The organism is Rhizobium sp. NFR12 (genome assembly GCF_900108545.1).
Classification (GTDB): Bacteria; Pseudomonadota; Alphaproteobacteria; order Rhizobiales; family Rhizobiaceae; genus Neorhizobium; species Neorhizobium soli.
The window spans coordinates 35329-52484 of sequence record NZ_FNWM01000003.1 but is presented as its reverse complement, the minus strand read 5'-3'; the positions used below and the strand labels follow the sequence as shown (position 1 = coordinate 52484).

14 protein-coding genes are annotated in these 17156 nt (G+C 60.9%); 8 read left to right on the top strand and 6 right to left on the bottom strand.

Annotated features, from left to right (window positions below; all coding sequences use genetic code 11):
- Positions 1-15 precede the first annotated feature (15 nt).
- Positions 16-870 carry a GNAT family N-acetyltransferase gene (locus BLW69_RS13690; protein WP_092662672.1) on the bottom strand — a complete coding sequence of 285 codons (855 nt, stop codon included), beginning with the start codon at positions 868-870 and terminating at the stop codon, positions 16-18.
- A 252-nt stretch (positions 871-1122) separates the two neighbouring features.
- Between BLW69_RS13690 and BLW69_RS13685 the strand changes: the two genes are divergently transcribed.
- Positions 1123-2586, top strand: coding sequence for an aldehyde dehydrogenase family protein (locus tag BLW69_RS13685; protein ID WP_092662670.1), 1464 nt, complete (start codon positions 1123-1125; stop codon positions 2584-2586).
- Positions 2587-2650: 64 nt separating this feature from the next.
- Here BLW69_RS13685 and BLW69_RS13680 read toward each other — a convergent pair whose 3' ends face one another.
- The 4 genes from BLW69_RS13680 to BLW69_RS13665 form a co-directional block, all read right to left on the bottom strand.
- Positions 2651-4330, bottom strand: a complete 1680-nt coding sequence (locus tag BLW69_RS13680) for an ABC transporter ATP-binding protein (RefSeq protein WP_092662668.1) — start codon at positions 4328-4330, stop codon at positions 2651-2653.
- Between the two features lie 3 nt (positions 4331-4333).
- Positions 4334-5176, bottom strand: a complete 843-nt coding sequence (locus BLW69_RS13675) for an ABC transporter permease (protein WP_092662666.1) — start codon at positions 5174-5176, stop codon at positions 4334-4336.
- Positions 5176-6126: an ABC transporter permease gene (locus BLW69_RS13670; protein WP_092662664.1), complete on the bottom strand. Its 951-nt coding sequence runs from the start codon at positions 6124-6126 to the stop codon at positions 5176-5178. Before BLW69_RS13670 ends, BLW69_RS13675 begins: the two co-directional genes overlap by 1 nt.
- A 72-nt stretch (positions 6127-6198) precedes the next feature.
- Positions 6199-7815: an ABC transporter substrate-binding protein gene (locus BLW69_RS13665; RefSeq protein WP_092662663.1), complete on the bottom strand. Its 1617-nt coding sequence runs from the start codon at positions 7813-7815 to the stop codon at positions 6199-6201.
- Between the two features lie 893 nt (positions 7816-8708).
- On the opposite strand from BLW69_RS13665, the gene BLW69_RS13655 reads away from it, so the two are divergent.
- On the top strand, positions 8709-9509 hold the full coding sequence (locus tag BLW69_RS13655) for a creatininase family protein (protein ID WP_092662659.1): 801 nt from the start codon (positions 8709-8711) through the stop codon (positions 9507-9509).
- A 12-nt stretch (positions 9510-9521) separates the two neighbouring features.
- On the opposite strand, the gene BLW69_RS13650 is transcribed toward BLW69_RS13655, so the two are convergent.
- Positions 9522-10475: a LysR family transcriptional regulator gene (locus BLW69_RS13650; protein WP_092663422.1), complete on the bottom strand. Its 954-nt coding sequence runs from the start codon at positions 10473-10475 to the stop codon at positions 9522-9524.
- Positions 10476-10653: 178 nt separating this feature from the next.
- On the opposite strand from BLW69_RS13650, the gene BLW69_RS13645 reads away from it, so the two are divergent.
- The 6 genes from BLW69_RS13645 to BLW69_RS13620 all read left to right on the top strand — a co-directional run bounded on the left by BLW69_RS13645 (position 10654) and on the right by BLW69_RS13620 (position 17083).
- Positions 10654-11670, top strand: coding sequence for an ABC transporter substrate-binding protein (locus BLW69_RS13645; protein WP_092662657.1), 1017 nt, complete (start codon positions 10654-10656; stop codon positions 11668-11670).
- A 315-nt stretch (positions 11671-11985) separates the two neighbouring features.
- Entirely contained in the window at positions 11986-12744 is a 759-nt protein-coding gene (locus BLW69_RS13640; RefSeq protein ID WP_244508833.1) for an ABC transporter ATP-binding protein, read from the top strand.
- Positions 12744-13538 (top strand): ABC transporter permease, encoded by a 795-nt coding sequence (locus BLW69_RS13635; protein ID WP_092662654.1) that lies wholly within the window; start codon positions 12744-12746, stop codon positions 13536-13538. Before BLW69_RS13640 ends, BLW69_RS13635 begins: the two co-directional genes overlap by 1 nt.
- Positions 13538-14851 (top strand): cytosine deaminase, encoded by a 1314-nt coding sequence (locus BLW69_RS13630; protein ID WP_092662652.1) that lies wholly within the window; start codon positions 13538-13540, stop codon positions 14849-14851. The genes BLW69_RS13635 and BLW69_RS13630 overlap by 1 nt, the downstream gene beginning before the upstream one ends.
- A 2-nt stretch (positions 14852-14853) precedes the next feature.
- Positions 14854-16263, top strand: a complete 1410-nt coding sequence (locus BLW69_RS13625; protein WP_092662650.1) for an FAD-binding oxidoreductase — start codon at positions 14854-14856, stop codon at positions 16261-16263.
- Positions 16264-16501: 238 nt separating this feature from the next.
- Positions 16502-17083 (top strand): NAD(P)H-dependent oxidoreductase, encoded by a 582-nt coding sequence (locus BLW69_RS13620; protein ID WP_092662648.1) that lies wholly within the window; start codon positions 16502-16504, stop codon positions 17081-17083.
- Positions 17084-17156 lie beyond the last annotated feature (73 nt).

Genomic DNA, 17156 nt, shown 5'->3' with positions numbered 1-17156 from the left:
TTGGCGCGGCAAATCCTATCCCAATGCCTGATTAGCAAGTCCATACACTGTCAGTTCCGGCATCTTGCCGATCGGCTCCAGTTGCATTGTGGTGACGTGATCGAACAGGACGAGACCTGCCTGTTCAAGCGCTGCCTGCAGCGGTCCGTTCGGATGGCGCGTATCCATGCGCAGGAAATTGCCTTCGTGAGCCGCAATGAGCGGGCGGATCAAGGCGATGGCATCCTCTTCACTGGCGGCCACGACCGGGCCGAGCACATGGCCACGGCCGAAACGGCGACACAGGGCGTAACCATTGATCCTGCCATTTTCCTCCAGCACCGTCGCCTCCGACAGCGGCAGAAGATGTTCGACGACATGGCTGCGGTCGGAGCCGAAACCGCGACGGTCGGCGTCGATGATCGCGCCGTTGTCGGCGTCGGTCATGGACCGCACCCGCGTATCTTCGCCCGGCAAGGCAATTGCGGTGCCCTGATGCTGAAGCACAAGCGCATATGGCTGAAAACCCATCGAAAGATAGAGATTGTAGGCGGCCTTGGTGGCGTTGAGCCGCCGTACCTTGCCTTTTGTCCGCTGCAGCATTTCATCCATCAGCCACCGGGCGGCGCCATGGTTCTGCAGGCGCGGCGAGGTGATGACCATGCCGATATTCGCGACACCTTCGCCGAGTGGAAACAGCATGGCCGAACTGACCGGGCGGCCGATCTCGTCAAAAGCGACGACACCTTCGCCGAGCGCCAGTGCCACGGCCCAGTCCTCGGGGCGATGCGGCCAGTTCACGGCGATCGAAAGCTCGTGCAACCGAGGAATATGCTCCTCCGCCATCGGAACGAGCTGAAGCTCGAAATTGTCGATTTTTCTCGTTTCCATGCCGCTATCCGCTCACCGCCGCTTCTGACAGAATAACACTCTAGAGAGGTATCGCAGCATATTCCGCGCTTTACCCGTGGCTGCGCATCATTTTCTTCTGCCGAGTTTCTTGGGCAGGGCGCCAAATGCGCAGTATCTTCGGTCCCCTGAGGTCCATACGGCACAAATGCCCATCCATCCTCCGGTAACCTGTCGGCATTACGGTCGAGCACACATCCTCGGCCGATCGCTTGAAAAACGGATGGACCTTGCATGACGCTCTCCTTTGATCCCGCCACGCTTCGCCTGCCGAAGGGCCATTTTATCGACGGACGTTATGTCGAGGGCGCGGACGCGCTGGAAATCCGGCGCCCGAGCGACGGCAAACCGCTGGCCGCTATTCCGGTCGCCGACGCGGCGCTGGTGGATGAGGCAATCCGGATTTCGGCACGCGTTCAGCGCGAATCCGACTGGGCGACCTGCATGCCGCGGGATCGCGCGCGCATCCTGCGGCGCTTCGCCGACCTGATCGATGAGGAAGCCGGTTATCTGGCACAGCTGGAAGCCGTCTGCTCGACCCGACCGATCACCCAGGCGCGCCAGAGCGACGTGGTCAACTGCGCCGACCATATCCGCTTTTTCGCGGAATTTGCCGACAAGGAAGGTGGCCAGGTCGTTCCGACCGCCGGCGCGCAGATGGGCATGATCCTGCATGAACCCTATGGCGTGATCGGCGCGATCGCGCCCTGGAACGTGCCGCTGTCCATGGCCGCGTGGAAACTTGGCCCAGCGCTTGCCGCCGGCAATGGCATTGTCATCAAACCATCGGAAATGACGCCGTTCTCGACGCTGTATCTCGCCGAACTGGCAGTGCGCGCCGGCATCCCGGCCGGTCTCGTCAATGTCGTGCTCGGCGATGGCCCGGTGACCGGGACTGCCATCACCACGCATCCGCTGGTCGGCAAGGTCAGCTTTACCGGCTCCACCCGCGCCGGTGCGCAGATCATGCAGGATATCGCCCGCACCGGCATCAAGCCGATGACGCTGGAGCTTGGCGGCAAGAGCCCGCAGGTGGTGTTTGCCGATGCCGATATCGACCTCGCCGCCGCCTGTATCGCCCGCTCAATCACCGGCAATGCCGGCCAGGTCTGCGTCGCCGGATCCCGCCTGATCGCCGAGAAATCAGTGGCGCAAGAACTCGCCACCAAGATCGCCGGCCATATGGCGGCGATGCGGCCTGGCAAGACATGGGATGCCGACACCACGTATTCCCCGATCATTTCCGAGACCCAGATCGCCCGCATCGAAGCCATCGTCGATGCCGCCAAATCTGCGGGTGCGGAAGTCGTGGCCGGCGGCTGCCGCATGCAATCGGAGGGTTATTTTTATGCGCCGACCATTCTGGCCGGTGTCGATGAAACCAACCCGGCCGTGACGGAAGAGATTTTCGGACCGGTCCTGAGCATCCAGACATTCGAAACCGAGGAAGAAGCAACAGCACTCGCCACCCACCCGACCTACGGTCTGGCATCGGGCCTGTTCACCCGCGACCTGTCGCGGGCAATCCGTATGTCGCGCAAGCTGGAAGCCGGCACCGTCTGGGTCAACCGCTATGGTCGTTCACGCGACATGATCCTGCCGACCGGTGGCTACAAGAGTTCCGGCCTCGGCAAGGATCTCGGCCGCGAAGCCTATATGGGGGCGATGCGCACCAAGTCGGTGCTGATCGATCTCTGATCGTTCGAACGAGAATGGTCCAGAGCGATCCGGGCCATTTGTCTTTGGGCTGTATTTCCAAGCGTCACGCGTGGGCGAATTTGCGCACCAGTTCCGGGTCCTGTTGCAAATTTTCGAGCCATGTCGGATCGAGCGTCGGCAGCGAAGAGGCCAGCAGTTTCGTATAGGGATGGCGCGCCTCTGCATGCAGGTGAGCGGCGGCAAAGGTTTCCAGCTTCCTGCCGCCGAACATCACCACTACCTCGTCGCAAAGCGATTGCACGGTGTGGATGTCGTGGCTGACGAACAGGTAGGAAAGATGCAGTTCGCGCTGCAACTCCTTCAACAGTTCGAGAACCTTGGCGGCTACGACAGTGTCCAGCGCTGAGGTGATTTCATCGCAGAGTAGCACATCCGGCTTGGCGGCAAGCGCGCGGGCAAGGTTGATGCGCTGGCGTTGACCGCCCGACAGTTCGCGCGGAAGCCGGTGACGGAACTGCGCCGGCATGCGCACCATGTCGAGAAGCTCGATGACCCGCTTGTCGCCCGCTTCGCCCTTCATGCCGTGGTAGAAGGTCAAAGGGCGGCCGATGATGTTGCCGACCGTCTGAGCCGGGTTAAGCGCCGTGTCAGCCAGCTGGAAAACGATCTGCATTTTGCGCAGTTCGTCCTTGCTGCGGGCGCTGACCTGCGGGCGCAGTTCCTTGCTATCGAGAATGCAGGCACCCGTTGCGGCCGGCAGCAGACCTGCGGCAACCCGCAGGAGCGTGCTCTTGCCGCAGCCGGATTCGCCGATCACGCCGAGCGAATGGCCTCGTTGCAGGGTAAGGCTAACGCCGTCGACAGCAACGATATGCGGCCGGCCGTCGCTGTTGACAGGACCGTAACCGGCAACGACATCGCGCATTTCCAGAACGACGCTGTTGCCGGGGCGCGAGCCTGCAGCTTCCGGTTCCACCGGCTCGAAAGCCGAAATCAGCGCCTGCGTATAGGGATGTGCCGGGGCGCCGACGATCTGTTCTGTCTCGCCGGCTTCCTGAACCTCACCATCCTTCAAGACGATGATGCGATCGGAAATCTGCGCCACAACCGCGAGATCATGCGAGACATACACGCCGGTCATGCCACGATCGAGGATGGCGGCCTTGAAGGCTTTCAGCACCTCGATCTGGGTGGTGACGTCGAGCGCGGTCGTTGGTTCGTCGAAAACGACCAGTTCGGGATCGCCAAGCAGGGCCATGGCGGCGGCCAAGCGCTGCAACTGGCCGCCCGAGACCTGATGCGGATAACGGTCGCCGATGGTTTCCGGTGATGGCAACGACAGGCTACGGAACAGGCCAATCGCTTTCTTACGCGCAGCCGCCTTGTCCATGATGCCGTGGATCTCGGCGACTTCGACCACCTGATCCATGATCTTTTTCGACGGATTGAACGACGCCGCCGCACTTTGGGGAACGTAGGACACCGTGTTGCCGCGCAGCTTTCGACGGGCATTCTCATCGAGCCCAACCAGGTCGACACCATCGAGCAGGACACGGCCACCGGAAAAATAGCAGCCGGAGCGAGCATAGGCGAGCAGCGACAAAGCGATCGTGGTTTTGCCAGAGCCGGATTCACCGATCAGTGCCAGCACTTCGCCGCGCCGGACATCGAAGGACACACCCTTGAGGATCTCGATTTTTCGACCGCTGTCAGTGGTCGCGGTCACTCTGAGGTCTTCGACCTTGACCAGCGTGTCGCCCACGTTTTTTGAAAGAATGGTCATGGTCTACTCCAGCTGGTCGCGAATGCGCTGTGGCAGGTTGTCGATCAGGAGGTTGATGGCGAGCGCCAGGCTGGCCAGAGCCAGCGACGGCACGACCACGGCTGGCGATCCGTAGGAAATGCCGATCATGTTTTCGCGCACCAATGCGCCCCAGTCCGCGAAAGGTGGCTGCACGCCGAGGCCGAGAAAACTGAGACCCGACAGAAGCAGGATGATGTGGACGAAACGCAGGCCGAGATCCGCCATGATCGGTCCGACGATATTGGGCAGGATCTCGTGGATCATCACATAGAAATGGCCTTCCCCGCGTGCACGCGCCGCCGAGATAAAATCGAGCGCATTGACATTGACTGCCATCGACCGGGTGAAGCGGAAACAGCCGGGGAAAAAGATGATGGTGATGGCAAAGATCAGGATCGGGATGCTGGAGCCGCCGCCGGCGACGATGACCAGCGCTAGAAGCAGGTTTGGAATGCCGACAAACGTGTCGATGGCGCGGCTGAGGACCATGTCGAACAGGCCACCAAAAGCGGCAGCCAGCAGGCCGAGCGTGATGCCGATCAGCGCCGCAAGGATCAGGCCGACAAAGGCGATGCCGATCGTATAACGGGCGCCGACGATCAGGCGGGAATAGATGTCGCGACCGATGTAATCGGTGCCGAGCCAGTATTCACCGCTCATCGGACCAAAATAATCGTAACTGACCATGTCGCCGACAGGGTAGTGAACCAGCAGCGGTGCAAACATCGCGACGATCGTCCAGAACAGGACGACAGCCAAGCAGACGGCAGCGATCGGGCGAATATGCATGCGGATCTTGCGTCGTGGTGCAGCGGAAACGGTCATCAGCGCAACCTCGGATTGGACAGGATGGCGATGATATCGGCTGCAGTGATCAGCACGAGATAAAAGCCGCAGAAAATCATCGAGCAGGTCTGGATGAGCGGCATGTCGCGCGTCGAGACACCATCAACCATCAGCTTGGCAAGGCCTGGATAGTTGAACACCGTCTCTACGATGATCACACCGCCGAGAAGGCCCGACATGCTGAGCGCAACGGAATTGACGATTGGCGCGACCGAGTTCGGCAGCGCATGGCGCAGCACCATGCGGCCGCGCGAAGCGCCCTTCAGCACGACCATTTCCACATAAGGAGTCGCCATCGCATCGGCGATGGCCGCGCGCGACAGGCGGATCATTTGCGAGCAGCTGCCGAACACCAGAACGGAAACCGGCATGATGAAGGCGAGCACGATGGTGCGAAAATCGGCCGTTGCCGGGATGAAGGACAAAGCCGGCAGCCATTGCATGTAGACGGACAGCCACATCACCAGCAGCGTGGCGATCATGAATTCCGGGAAGGAAACGAGCATAATCGCAGCTGACGAGATCGCCCGGTCGAAAATTGAACCCCTCCAGATGGCGGCGACGATACCGAGACCGAGCGCTAGCGGAATGGTGATGGCCATGGTGATGGCAGCGAGTGTGAGAGAGTTCGGTAGGCGTTCGGCAACGAGGTTGGCAACCGGCCGGTCAGAGACATGCGAATAACCGAGATCACCGGTCAGCAGCCCAAAGATCCACTCGAAATAACGCAGGATGGCCGGACGATCGAGACCGAGCGTTTCGCGAAGCTGGGCTGCGGCTTCCGTCGTCACAGCCTGGCCAAGCAGTTCCTGTGCGGTATCGCCGGGCAACAACTCCGTGATGAAGAAGACCGCCAGCGACACGAGGAACAGCGACAGAACGGCTACCGCCAATCGCCCGCCGATCATCTCAAGGATGCGTTTATTCATATAGGCTGTGCCTCTCGCTCAGTCTGGAAATCCCGCAGAAAAGGCGCGCGGTATCCCGCGCGCCATGATCGATCAGGCGTCGAGCCAGACGGTGTCGGCAATGTTATAGCCCTGCAGCATGCCGAGCGGATGTGGATTGAGGCCGCCGACCTTGGTGCTCATGGCATCGGCGCTAGCGATATAGGCCGGGATGATGGTTGCCGCATCCTTGGCCACCATAGCCTGCATCTCACCGTAGATCTGCTTACGCTTGGCTTCGTCCAGAGAACCGCGCGCTTCGAGCAGCATCTGGTCGAATTTTGGGTTGATGTAGCGGCTTTCGTTCCAGGCGGCGTCCGACTTGTAGAGCAGCGAGAACAGGATATCCGCGGTCGGGCGGGCATTGATGTTGCCGAAGTGGAACGGCGCCTTGATCCACTGGTTCGACCAGTATCCATCGGCCGGCATGCGCTGCACGTCGATCTTGACGCCGATCTTGGCGGCATCCTGCTGCAGCACCATCGCCATGTCGGGCGAAGCCTTGGCAGCGTCCGAGCAGATCAACGGAATGCCGACGCCTAAAAGGCCGGCCTTTTCGAAATGATGCTTGGCGCGCTCGGGATCGAAGGCCGGCGCGACGACATCCGCATTGAAATAGCGGCTGGCGCGCTGGATCGGCTGGTCGTTATGCGGTTCGCCGAAGCCACGCAGGACGGCGCGGTTGATGGCATCGCGGTTGATGAGCGCGCGCACGCCGTCGATGAAGTCCTTCTTGGAGCCCGGCTCCATATCCATGCGGATATTGAGGTTGGTATAGCTGCCGCCGGGAGCGACCATCAGCCGAAGATTGGGGTTGGCCTTCACGAGCGGCGCCGAGCGGGCATCCATCGAAGCACCGATATGGATATCGCCGGAGAGCAACGCGTTGACGCGGGCATTTTCATCCGGGATGCCGAACATCTCGATACTGTCGACATAAGCCGCATCTGACTTGAAATAGTTCGGGTTACGCTTGCCGACCGTGCGGATGCCGGGTTCGAAAACTTCAGTCATATAGGGACCGGTGCCGACAGCCTTGGTGAAATCCGAGGTGCCCTCCGGGATGATGACGAAATGATAGGTGCCTAGGATGGCCGGAAGGTCGGCATTCGCCTGGTCGAGTTCGATGCGCACCGTGGTCTTGTCGAGGGCCTCGATCTTGATCATTGCCTTGGCCAGCGCATTGGCGCGCGAGGTCAGTTTCGGGTCGACATGGCGGCTGAGCGAATAGACCACGTCGGCGGAATCCATCGTCTTGCCGTTGTGGAAGGTGATGCCGGTCTTCAGCTTGATCGTCCAGACCTTGGCGTCCGTGGTGTCAAAACTTTCCGCCAGCTCCATCTGTGGCGTCAGCGAGTTATCGAGCACCGTCAGCTTGTTGTAGAAGGTGGACATGCGCATGTAATCGCCCTGCGCCGAGGCGCGGACCGGATCGAGCGTATCGGCGGTCGAGGTCGAGTTGAGCGCCAAGCGCAACGCGCCACCCTTCTTGGGCGTTTGGGCGACAGCATTTCGTGCTGAACCGATGAACGTGCCAGCAGTTGCGGCGACAACGCCGCCGGCAGCGAGCATGCGAAGCAGATCGCGACGGGTCGCGCCGCGACGAATGGCGTTTTCAACTGCACTGTCGTCGTTGCGGCTCCAGCGGGACTTATCGAACTGATGTGTCATGACGATGCTGTTCCCTTTATTATCGGTTTATCAGCGTTTTTCGAACCATTTGAGGCCCTCACAGAGCCTACGAAAGGCAGGAATTCTCGCTTCAGCCACTATTGCCCGCTTCAGGATGGCTGTTGCGCGGTATTTGCCGCGTGGACCGCATAATATTTCACGAAATGCTGGCGTACAGGCGTTGTGTGCTGTGCGTTGCACTTCGCGTTCAGCAGGCAAAGCTGCGCAATCATAAAGTGTACTTGGCGACACGGCGCTGGTGGAAACCTGTGAGGCTGAAGTATTATAACAAGCCTCCCAACGGTATCCGCAACACACCGGTTCTGTTTGAGCATCGGCTTTCACATCGCCTGGAACTTCACCCAGAGTGGCATCTTCGCAACGGGGGAAGACCGCATGACCGTGTTTGTGAGACTCCCGGAGGAGACGATGTTTAGCGGCATGCCGGCGGACAATTATCAGGAAAAGATCGCCAAGCTGAAGCAGCAATTCGACCTGAACATGTCGAGGTAGCGACCGCAAACGGCTGTTTCTTGCCCGTACAATGGCGAGGAAGAAGCCAAGCAGCGTCTGATGCCGATCGTTCGTGTCACTATTCCCACAACACAAGACACCCGCATCATGAGCTACGGGTTCGTTTTGAATGATTTTGGTTGCGGGGACCTAGTGCTATTGAAACTTGTAAATTCGAACTTCAAAGCGGCCCGGCACATGCAACCAGCACGCTGAAAGCGCACCTACCAACATTGACCTGGCACCGCTGGTGCCAGGATCCTCCCGATCTCGAGCCCGGCGAGCGCAAATTAGCATCGCCGCGAGCGAAATATGATGCTTTTCGCGCACTGCATATTTGCCCTATCGAACGGGATAAGGACACAAATCGGGGCAAGGCCATGGCCAGACCATTCTTCTGGAACGAACTGACGACCTATGATTTCGCCTCGCTTTCGGCCGAGACGACGGTCGCCATTCTTCCGATCGCCTCGACCGAACAGCATGGCCCCCACCTGCCAATCGCCACTGATGTTGCAATCGCCAATGGCATGCTTGCCGAATTGAAGACCCAGCGCCCCGATGACCTCGACTTCCTCGTCCTGCCGACCCAGGAAATCGGCAAGGCCAACGAACATGTCTATGGTCCCGGCAGCCTGTCCTTCGGCCCGGAAATCCTGATCCCCGCCTGGACGGCAATCGGCGCAAAGGTGGCGGAAGCCGGCATCCGCAAGCTCGTTATCGTCAACTCGCACGGCGGCAATGTTGATGTCATGAGCATCGTCGCCCGGGAACTCCGCGTCCGCCACCAGATGGCCGTCGTCTCCACGCAATGGAGCCGCTTCGGCAATCCCGACGGCATGATCTCCGAGCACGAAAGCCGCTACGGTATTCACGGCGGCGAGGTCGAGACCTCGCTGATGCAGCATTTTCGCCCCGACCTGGTGCGCATGGACAAGGCGCAGAACTTTGTGTCCAAGGCCGAGGAAATCCGGGCCAATTCGAAATTCCTCACGCCCCTGCCGCCCCATTCGCTGGCCTGGATCGCCCATGACCTCAACCCGCATGGCGTGGTCGGCGACGCCTCCAAGGGCACGGCGGAAAAGGGCGAGGCGATCTGCAAACATCAGGTGGCAGGCTTCATCGAACTCCTGCGCGACATCGCCGCCTACCCTCTGTCGAACCTCTATACGCCCGGCTGAGGCCACGAACCGTCATGCTGTTGCACGGATACTTTCAGGGATGTGGCCGCGGTCCTTCAGGTCCTGCACCAGGACAAGCAATTCCTGCATCAGATATTCGATGAACAGGCTGGTGGCTGAATCGAGCGGTGCCCGCGCCCGGGCAAACAGTTTCATCGGCTGATGTCGCACATGCGCCTCGGTAAGCGGACGGAAGACGAGCTCGCCGCGTCGGCATTCGGCCACCGCATCAAGCGGGTTTAGCAGCGTCAGCCCGGTGCCCGCCTTGACCAGATGCTTCATCAACTCGGATGAATTCGTCGCGACCACCGGATCGACCGGCAGCGGCAGCGGCGCGAGCGCCAGATCGATAATGTTGCGCAGGCTGGTGCCCGATTGCGCCAGGATCAGCGGCTCCTGCACCACCTCCACAAGATCGATCGGCCCCTCCTCCAGCGCCAGCCGATGCCCCGGCGGCAGCACGACGCCAACAGGTACGTCGAAATTGGCAAGCGTCCGGATACCGGGCGTCGCTGGAATATTGAAGCCGAGGCCGACATCCACCTCGCCTGTCAGCACCGGATTGATCGTCGTCACCCCGCCATCGCTGCGCAGCTTGATCTGCACGCGCGAATGTTTGGCGATAAAGCCCGACAGGATTGCCGGCAGCGGCCCGGAGGCCAGCCCCACGGTCGTCACCAGCGACACCTTGCCAATCTGTGGCGTCTTCAAGCCGCGCAGCCGGCCCTCCAGCCGCTCGTAATTTTTCAGCACGTCGCGGATATGCTCGATGCAGAGCTCGCCGGCAGCCGTCAGCCGCAAACCCTTAGGCAACCTCTCGAAGATCGGCGCCCCCAACTCTTCCTCCAGCACGAGGATCTGCCGGTTCACTGCTGAGGAAGCGACGTTGAGCCGCGCAGCCGCCTTTCGGATGGAGCCGCAACGAACGATTTCATTGATATAGATGAGCTTTCGAGAGTGAAGCACGAGACCTCCGCTGCGCAAAAAATAGCCATGCCGCTTCACTATGCAGTAATCAGCGGAGCAGTGCAAAAAAAGCATCGATGCGGGCGAATTTTGATGCTTTTCAAGACGCATGGCAGCCGATCAAATGTCGCCAAAGGAAGCCCGAAAACGGGACCCGGAACGAACAGGGGAACGACCAATGCGCGACACGCTCACCAAGACCAGTCTTCTCGCCCTTTTCGGCCTCAGCGCATCGCTGGCCGCAACCACGACGGCCTTTGCCCTCGACGAGGTCAGCTACGGCACCAACTGGCTGGCCCAGGCCGAACACGGCGGTTTTTACCAGGCCGTGGCCGATGGCACATATGAAAAACATGGCCTCAAAGTCACCGTCGTGCAGGGAGGCCCGCAGGCCGCCAACCGTGCACTGCTGATCGCCGGCAAGGTCGATTTTTACATGGGAAGCCCGCTCGGTGAAATGGACGCCGTCAAGGAAGGCATCCCGCTGATTGACGTCGCGGCGATCTTCCAGAAGGACCCGCAGGTCCTGCTCGCCCATCCCGACCAGGGCATCGAGAAGTTCGCGGACCTCGTTAAGCTCAACTCGATCTTCATGGGCAAGGACGGCTACGTCACCTATTACGAGTGGATGAAGAAGAACTTTTCCGGCTTCACCGACGAGAAGTACAAGCCCTATACCTTCAACCCGGCCCCCTTCATCACCGATCCGAAGTCCGCCCAGCAGGGTTACCTGACCTCGGAACCCTATGAGATCGAGAAACAGGCCGGCTGGGCACCAAAGGTCTTCCTGCTCGCCGACAACGGCTACAACCCCTATTCCACGATGATCACCACCACGACGACCATGGTCGAAAGCAAGCCTGATGTCGTGCAGCGCTTCGTCGATGCCTCGGCCGAGGGCTGGTACAAATACCTCTACGGCGACAACAAGGCCGCCAACGACCTCATCAAGAAGGACAATCCGGAAATGACGGATGGTCAGATCGAATACTCGATCAAGAAGATGAAGGAATACGGCATCGTTGTGTCAGGCGAAGCGACGGAGAAGGGCATCGGCTGCATGACCGACGCGAAATACAAGGCCTTCTTTGACTCCATGGTCCAGATCGCCGTCCAGCCGGCCGACCTCGACTACAAGAAGGCCTACACCACAAAGTTCGTCTGCAAGGGCGTTGGAATGGCTCTGAAGAAGTGATCTCCACCTCCCCCTTGAGGGGGGAGGTCGCAGCAAAGCTGCGGGTGGGGGTGATCACTGCCAACTGACAGAAAACCCCTCCCAACCCTCCCCACAAGGGGGAGGCCTTAACCCGGCCCCTGCCGTCGATGTTCCGTTTGGGCAGGGCCTTGCCACAAGTTTTCTCCCCCCTTGTGGGGGAGATGGCCGGCAGGCCAGAGGGGGAATTTTGCCCGCTGGAGACGCCGATCAGCATTCCTTCAAATCGAGTATCGCATGGCCGAGATAGACCCAATCACTCCGCCCCCTCCCAAACAGCGCCGGGCGCTCTTGGTGATGAAGGACGTGTCAAAGGTCTTCTCCAGCGGCACAGTCGCGCTGACCGGCATGTCGCTCACCGTCGACGGTGGCGAATTCGTCTCGTTGCTCGGCCCCTCAGGCTGTGGCAAGTCCACAGCGCTCCGGATCATCGCCGGCCTGGGCGACACCACGACCGGCACGATCGATTGGCCGAGCTCGCGCATCAACTCCAAGGGCCTGCCCGACGGCGACATCTCTTTCGTCTTCCAGGAGCCGACGCTGATGCCCTGGGCGACCGTATTCGGCAATGTCCACCTGCCTTTGAAGTTGCGCGGCATTTCGAAGGCCGCCGCCCGAGCCGATATCTTGGCCGCCCTCGACCGCGTCGGCCTCAAAGACTTTGTCGACGCCTATCCGCGCGAACTTTCCGGCGGCATGAAGATGCGCGTGTCGATTGCGCGCGCGCTCGTCACCAAGCCGAGGCTCCTCCTCATGGACGAACCCTTCGCCGCCCTCGACGAGATCACCCGCCAAAAGCTCAACGACGATGTGCTGGCCCTCTGGAAGGAGACCGGCATCACCGTCATCTTCGTCACGCACTCCGTCTTCGAAAGTGCCTATCTCTCGAGCCGCATCGTGGTCATGAAGGCGCGCCCCGGCCGCGTGCATGCCGATTTCCCGCTACAGACCAGCCTCGACCGCGACGCCTTTTACAGGACTTCCGAGGAGTATCGGCAGGCTTGCGAAACCGTTTCCAGGACGCTGCTCGAAGCGATCGGCCGGGAGGAACACTGATGACCGGACCGGCTGAAACCCTCGCCAAGATCTTTGTCCCCATCTTCGTCGTCTGCCTGCTGATCGTGCTCTGGCAGGTCGGCGTCTGGGTCTCGGGCGTGCCGCAATATATCCTGCCCGGCCCGATCGCGATTGCCGGCGCCCTGTTCAAGGACTGGGGCACGCTGTCGCCGGCGCTCTGGGTCACCACCAAGATCACCCTGATGTCGCTGGGCCTCGCCCTTCTCGGCGGCGTCGGCATTGCCGTTGCCCTCGTCCAGTCGAAATGGATCGAGATTGCCTTCTACCCGATCACTGTCATCCTGCAGGTGACCCCGGTCGTCGCGATTGCTCCGCTGATCCTGATCTATTCGCCCTCGACGCAAGTGGCGCTGCTGATCTGCGCCTTCCTCGTCGCCTTCTTCCCGATCCTCTCCAACATGGTTCAGGGCCTGAAGAGCGTCGATCACAACCTGCTCAATCTCTTCGACCTCTACGGCGCCTCCCGCTGGCAGACGCTGCTCTATCTGAAACTGCCGGCCTCGCTCCCTTACTTTATGACCGGCCTCCGGATCGGCGGCGGCCTGGCGCTCATCGCCGCCGTCGTTGCCGAATTTGCGGCAGGCTCGGCCGGCGCCGGCTCCGGTCTTGCCTTCCGCCTGCTTGAGGCTCAGTTCCGTCTGAACATTCCCCGCCTGTTCGCGGCCCTGTCTTTGCTCTCCTGCCTCGGCGTCGTGATTTTTGCCATAACCTCCTTCATTTCCTGGCTGGCGCTTCATCGCTGGCACGAGAGCAGCCTGAAACGAGAAAACTGATGTCGAGCCCGGTCACCGCCCTCCCTGCCGCAAAGCGCTTCGTCCTTGCCAATGCGACGCTGCCGCAGATCTGCGTCGACGGCGTCGAGGCGCCCGCCTGCGAGGGCCTGATCAGCGCCGACATCATCGTTGCCGATGGCAATGTCGAGGCAATCCTGAAGCCCGGCACCGCCCCATCCGGCCTGCCCTCGACCGATCTCAGAAACGGCATGGTCTGGCCGACCTTTGTCGACATGCACACCCATCTCGACAAAGGCCATATCTGGGACCGCCGGCCGAACCCGACAGGCGACTTCATGGGCGCGCTGGAGGCCGTAAAAGCCGACCGGGAAGCCAGGTGGTCGGCTGCCGACGTCAAGACCCGCATGGAATTCTCGCTGCGCACGGCATACGCCCACGGCACCAGCCTGATAAGAACCCATCTCGACAGCCTGGCGCCCCAGCACCGCATCTCCTTTGAGGTGTTTTTCGAGGTGCGAGAGGCCTGGGCCGGCAAGGTCGACCTGCAGGCCGCCGCTCTCTTCCCCTTCGACCAGATCACCGACGAGACCTTCTTCAAGGATCTGGTCGAGGTGATCGTCAACCACAAGGGAGTGCTCGGCGGCGTCACCTATCTGATGCCGGGCCTCGACGAAAAACTCGACATCCTCTTCCGCACAGCCTCCGAAAACAGCCTCGACATCGATCTGCATGTCGACGAGACGCAGGACAAGGAAACCCTGACCCTGAAGACCATCGCGGAAGCCAAAATCCGCAATAGTTTCGAGGGCTCAGTCACCGTCGGCCATTGCTGCTCACTCGCCCGCCAGGACGACGACCTGGCCAGGCGCACCATCGATCTGGTGGCCGAGGCCGGCCTCTCGGTCGTCTCCCTTCCGATGTGCAACATGTATCTGCAGGATCGCCACCCAGGCCGCACGCCACGCCAACGCGGCGTCACCCTCTTCCATGAGCTCACTGCCGCCGGTATCGCGACCGCCGTCTCCTCCGACAACACCCGCGACCCCTTCTACGCCTATGGCGATCTCGACCCCGTCGAGGTCTTCCGCGAGGCGGTGCGCATCATCCATCTCGACCATCCGCTCGACACCGCCGCCCGCGTCGTCACCCGCACACCCGCCGACATCCTGAAGCGCCCCGACCATGGCCGCATCGCCGTCGGCGGCCGCGCCGATCTCGTCATCTTCAGCGCCCGTCGCTGGAGCGAATTTCTTTCCCGTCCGCAGGCCGACCGCATCGTGATGCGGAATGGCATGGGCATCGACCGCAGCCTGCCGGATTACCGCGAACTTGACCCACTTCTTGGAGCTTAGACATGGCTGATTACGCCAAAATCATCGAGGAGCTGGAAGGCATCGCCGTCGAGGACAATCCGGCTCTGATCAAAATGAAAAGCCGCGATTTCTACTGGTATTCGCCGATTTTGAAGGCCGAGCTGGACAACGTGATCGGCGACCTCATCGTCTTGCCGACCACGGAAGAAGAGGTGATCCGCACCCTGAAGGTCGCCTATGCACATGGCGTGCCCGTCACCCCGCGCGGCGGAGGCACCGGAAACTACGGCCAGGCCATGCCGCTCTCGGGGGGCATCGTGCTCAACCTCATCAACATGAACAAGGTGAAAGAGATCCTGCCCGGCCGCGTCATCTGCGAGCCCGGCATCATCATCTCCGAACTGGACCGCCAGACCAAGCAACATTCGGCCCAAGAACTGCGCTTTCATCCCTCCACCAAGCAGACCGCCAGCATCGCCGGCTTCATCGCCGGCGGCTCCGGCGGTGTCGGCTCGATCACCTGGGGCGGCTTGCGCGATCTCGGCAATATCCTGAGGCTGCGCGTCGTAACCATGGAAGCCGAGCCGCGCGTGCTCGAACTCTCCGCCTGGGACCTGCAGAAGGTCTCCCATGCCTATGGCACCAACGGCATCATCACCGAAGTCGAGATGCCGCTGGCGCCTGCTTACGACTGGGTCGATGTCATCGTCGGCTATGACGACTTCATGGATGCGGTGAAATTCGCCGATGCGCTTGCCCACAAGAACGGCATCCTCCTGAAGGAAGTCGCCCCGATCGCAGCACCGATCCCTTACGACTACTTCACCCGCCACAAGCCCTGGCTGAAGGAAGGCCAGTCGGTGGTGGTGCTGATGGTCGCGCCCCATTCCCTCGAACCCTTCCTCGCCTTCGCCGAGAAGATGAAGGGCGATGTCTGCTTCCGCTCCGATACGGTCGAGAGCATGAAGGGCATCCCGCATGCCTTCGAGCTCACCTGGAACCACACGACGCTCCGCGCGCTGAAGGTCGATCCCGCGATCACCTATCTGCAGGTCCAGTATCCCGGCCCCGACCACGTCGAGAAGGTCCGCACCATGACGGAACTCTTCCCCGACGAAGTCATCGGCCATCTCGAATTCATCAAGTTCGACGGCCAAATCCAGTGCGCCGGCCTGCCGCTGGTGCGCTACACGACGAAGGAGCGGCTGGAGGAAATCATCCGCATCCACGAGGAAAACGGCTGCCCGATCTTCAACCCGCATCGCTACACGCTGGAAGAAGGCGGCATGAAGCAGACCGACCACGTCCAGCTCGCCTTCAAGAAGGAAACCGATCCGAAGGGCCTGCTCAACCCCGGCAAGATGATTGCGTGGGAAAACCCGGATTTCGATTTTGCGGCGGGGAAGAACTACCTGTTTCCGGGGCTGGGGGTCTTTTCCGAAGCCTCATAGGCGCACACGATGCGTTGCGGCTCCCCCGTTCCGGAGCCGCAACGATTGACCGCCACCACACCCCATTCCGAAGGTACTCCCGGCCAGACCTTTCCGGCCCATGCCTTTCACGACATGGCATCCTCCATCCCTCGGCTAAAGGCGGCGACGGATCAGCATGCTGGGACAAACGGCGCGGAAGTTTTCGAACTGGAACCCCGACCGCTGATGCGGCGGGCAACGACTTGGAGCTTTTGACATGCGCGTACTCGTCCTCCACTCCCATCCCCTCGAAGAGAGCTTCGGCCGGGCGCTCTACAAGCTCACCTGCGAGAGCCTGGAAAAGTCCGGCCATGAGGTCGACGGATGCAATCTCTATGAGGAGGGTTTCGACCCGGTCCTCTCCGCCCATGACCGCCGCGTCTATCACGACATTCCCGACAACCTCTCCCTCGTGCAGCCCTATGTCGAGCGCCTGAGACAAGCGGAAGCACTTGTCATCGTCACCCCCGTCTGGAACTTCGGCTTCCCGGCCATGCTGAAGGGCTATTTCGACCGCGTCTGGCTGCCCGGCGTCTCCTTTGACCTCGCGGATGGCAGGCTCACCCCGACGTTACGCCACATCAGGAAACTCGCAGCCGTCATGACCTATGGTGCCACCCCGATGCGGGCCTTCCTCGCCGGCAATCCGCCGAAGAAGATCGTCAAGCGCGTCATCCGCGCCCAAATCAAGATCGGCGCCCCAGTCACATATCTCGCCCACTACGACATGAACAATTGCACCGAAGAAACGCGCGCAGCATTCATGGCTAGGGTCCGCCGCGAGATGGAAAACTTCTGAGACGGAAAAAGGATTGAAGACCTTTTTCATGGCCTTGAACCTAGCGTGGCATGCGCGGGCCTGAGTGCAAAGA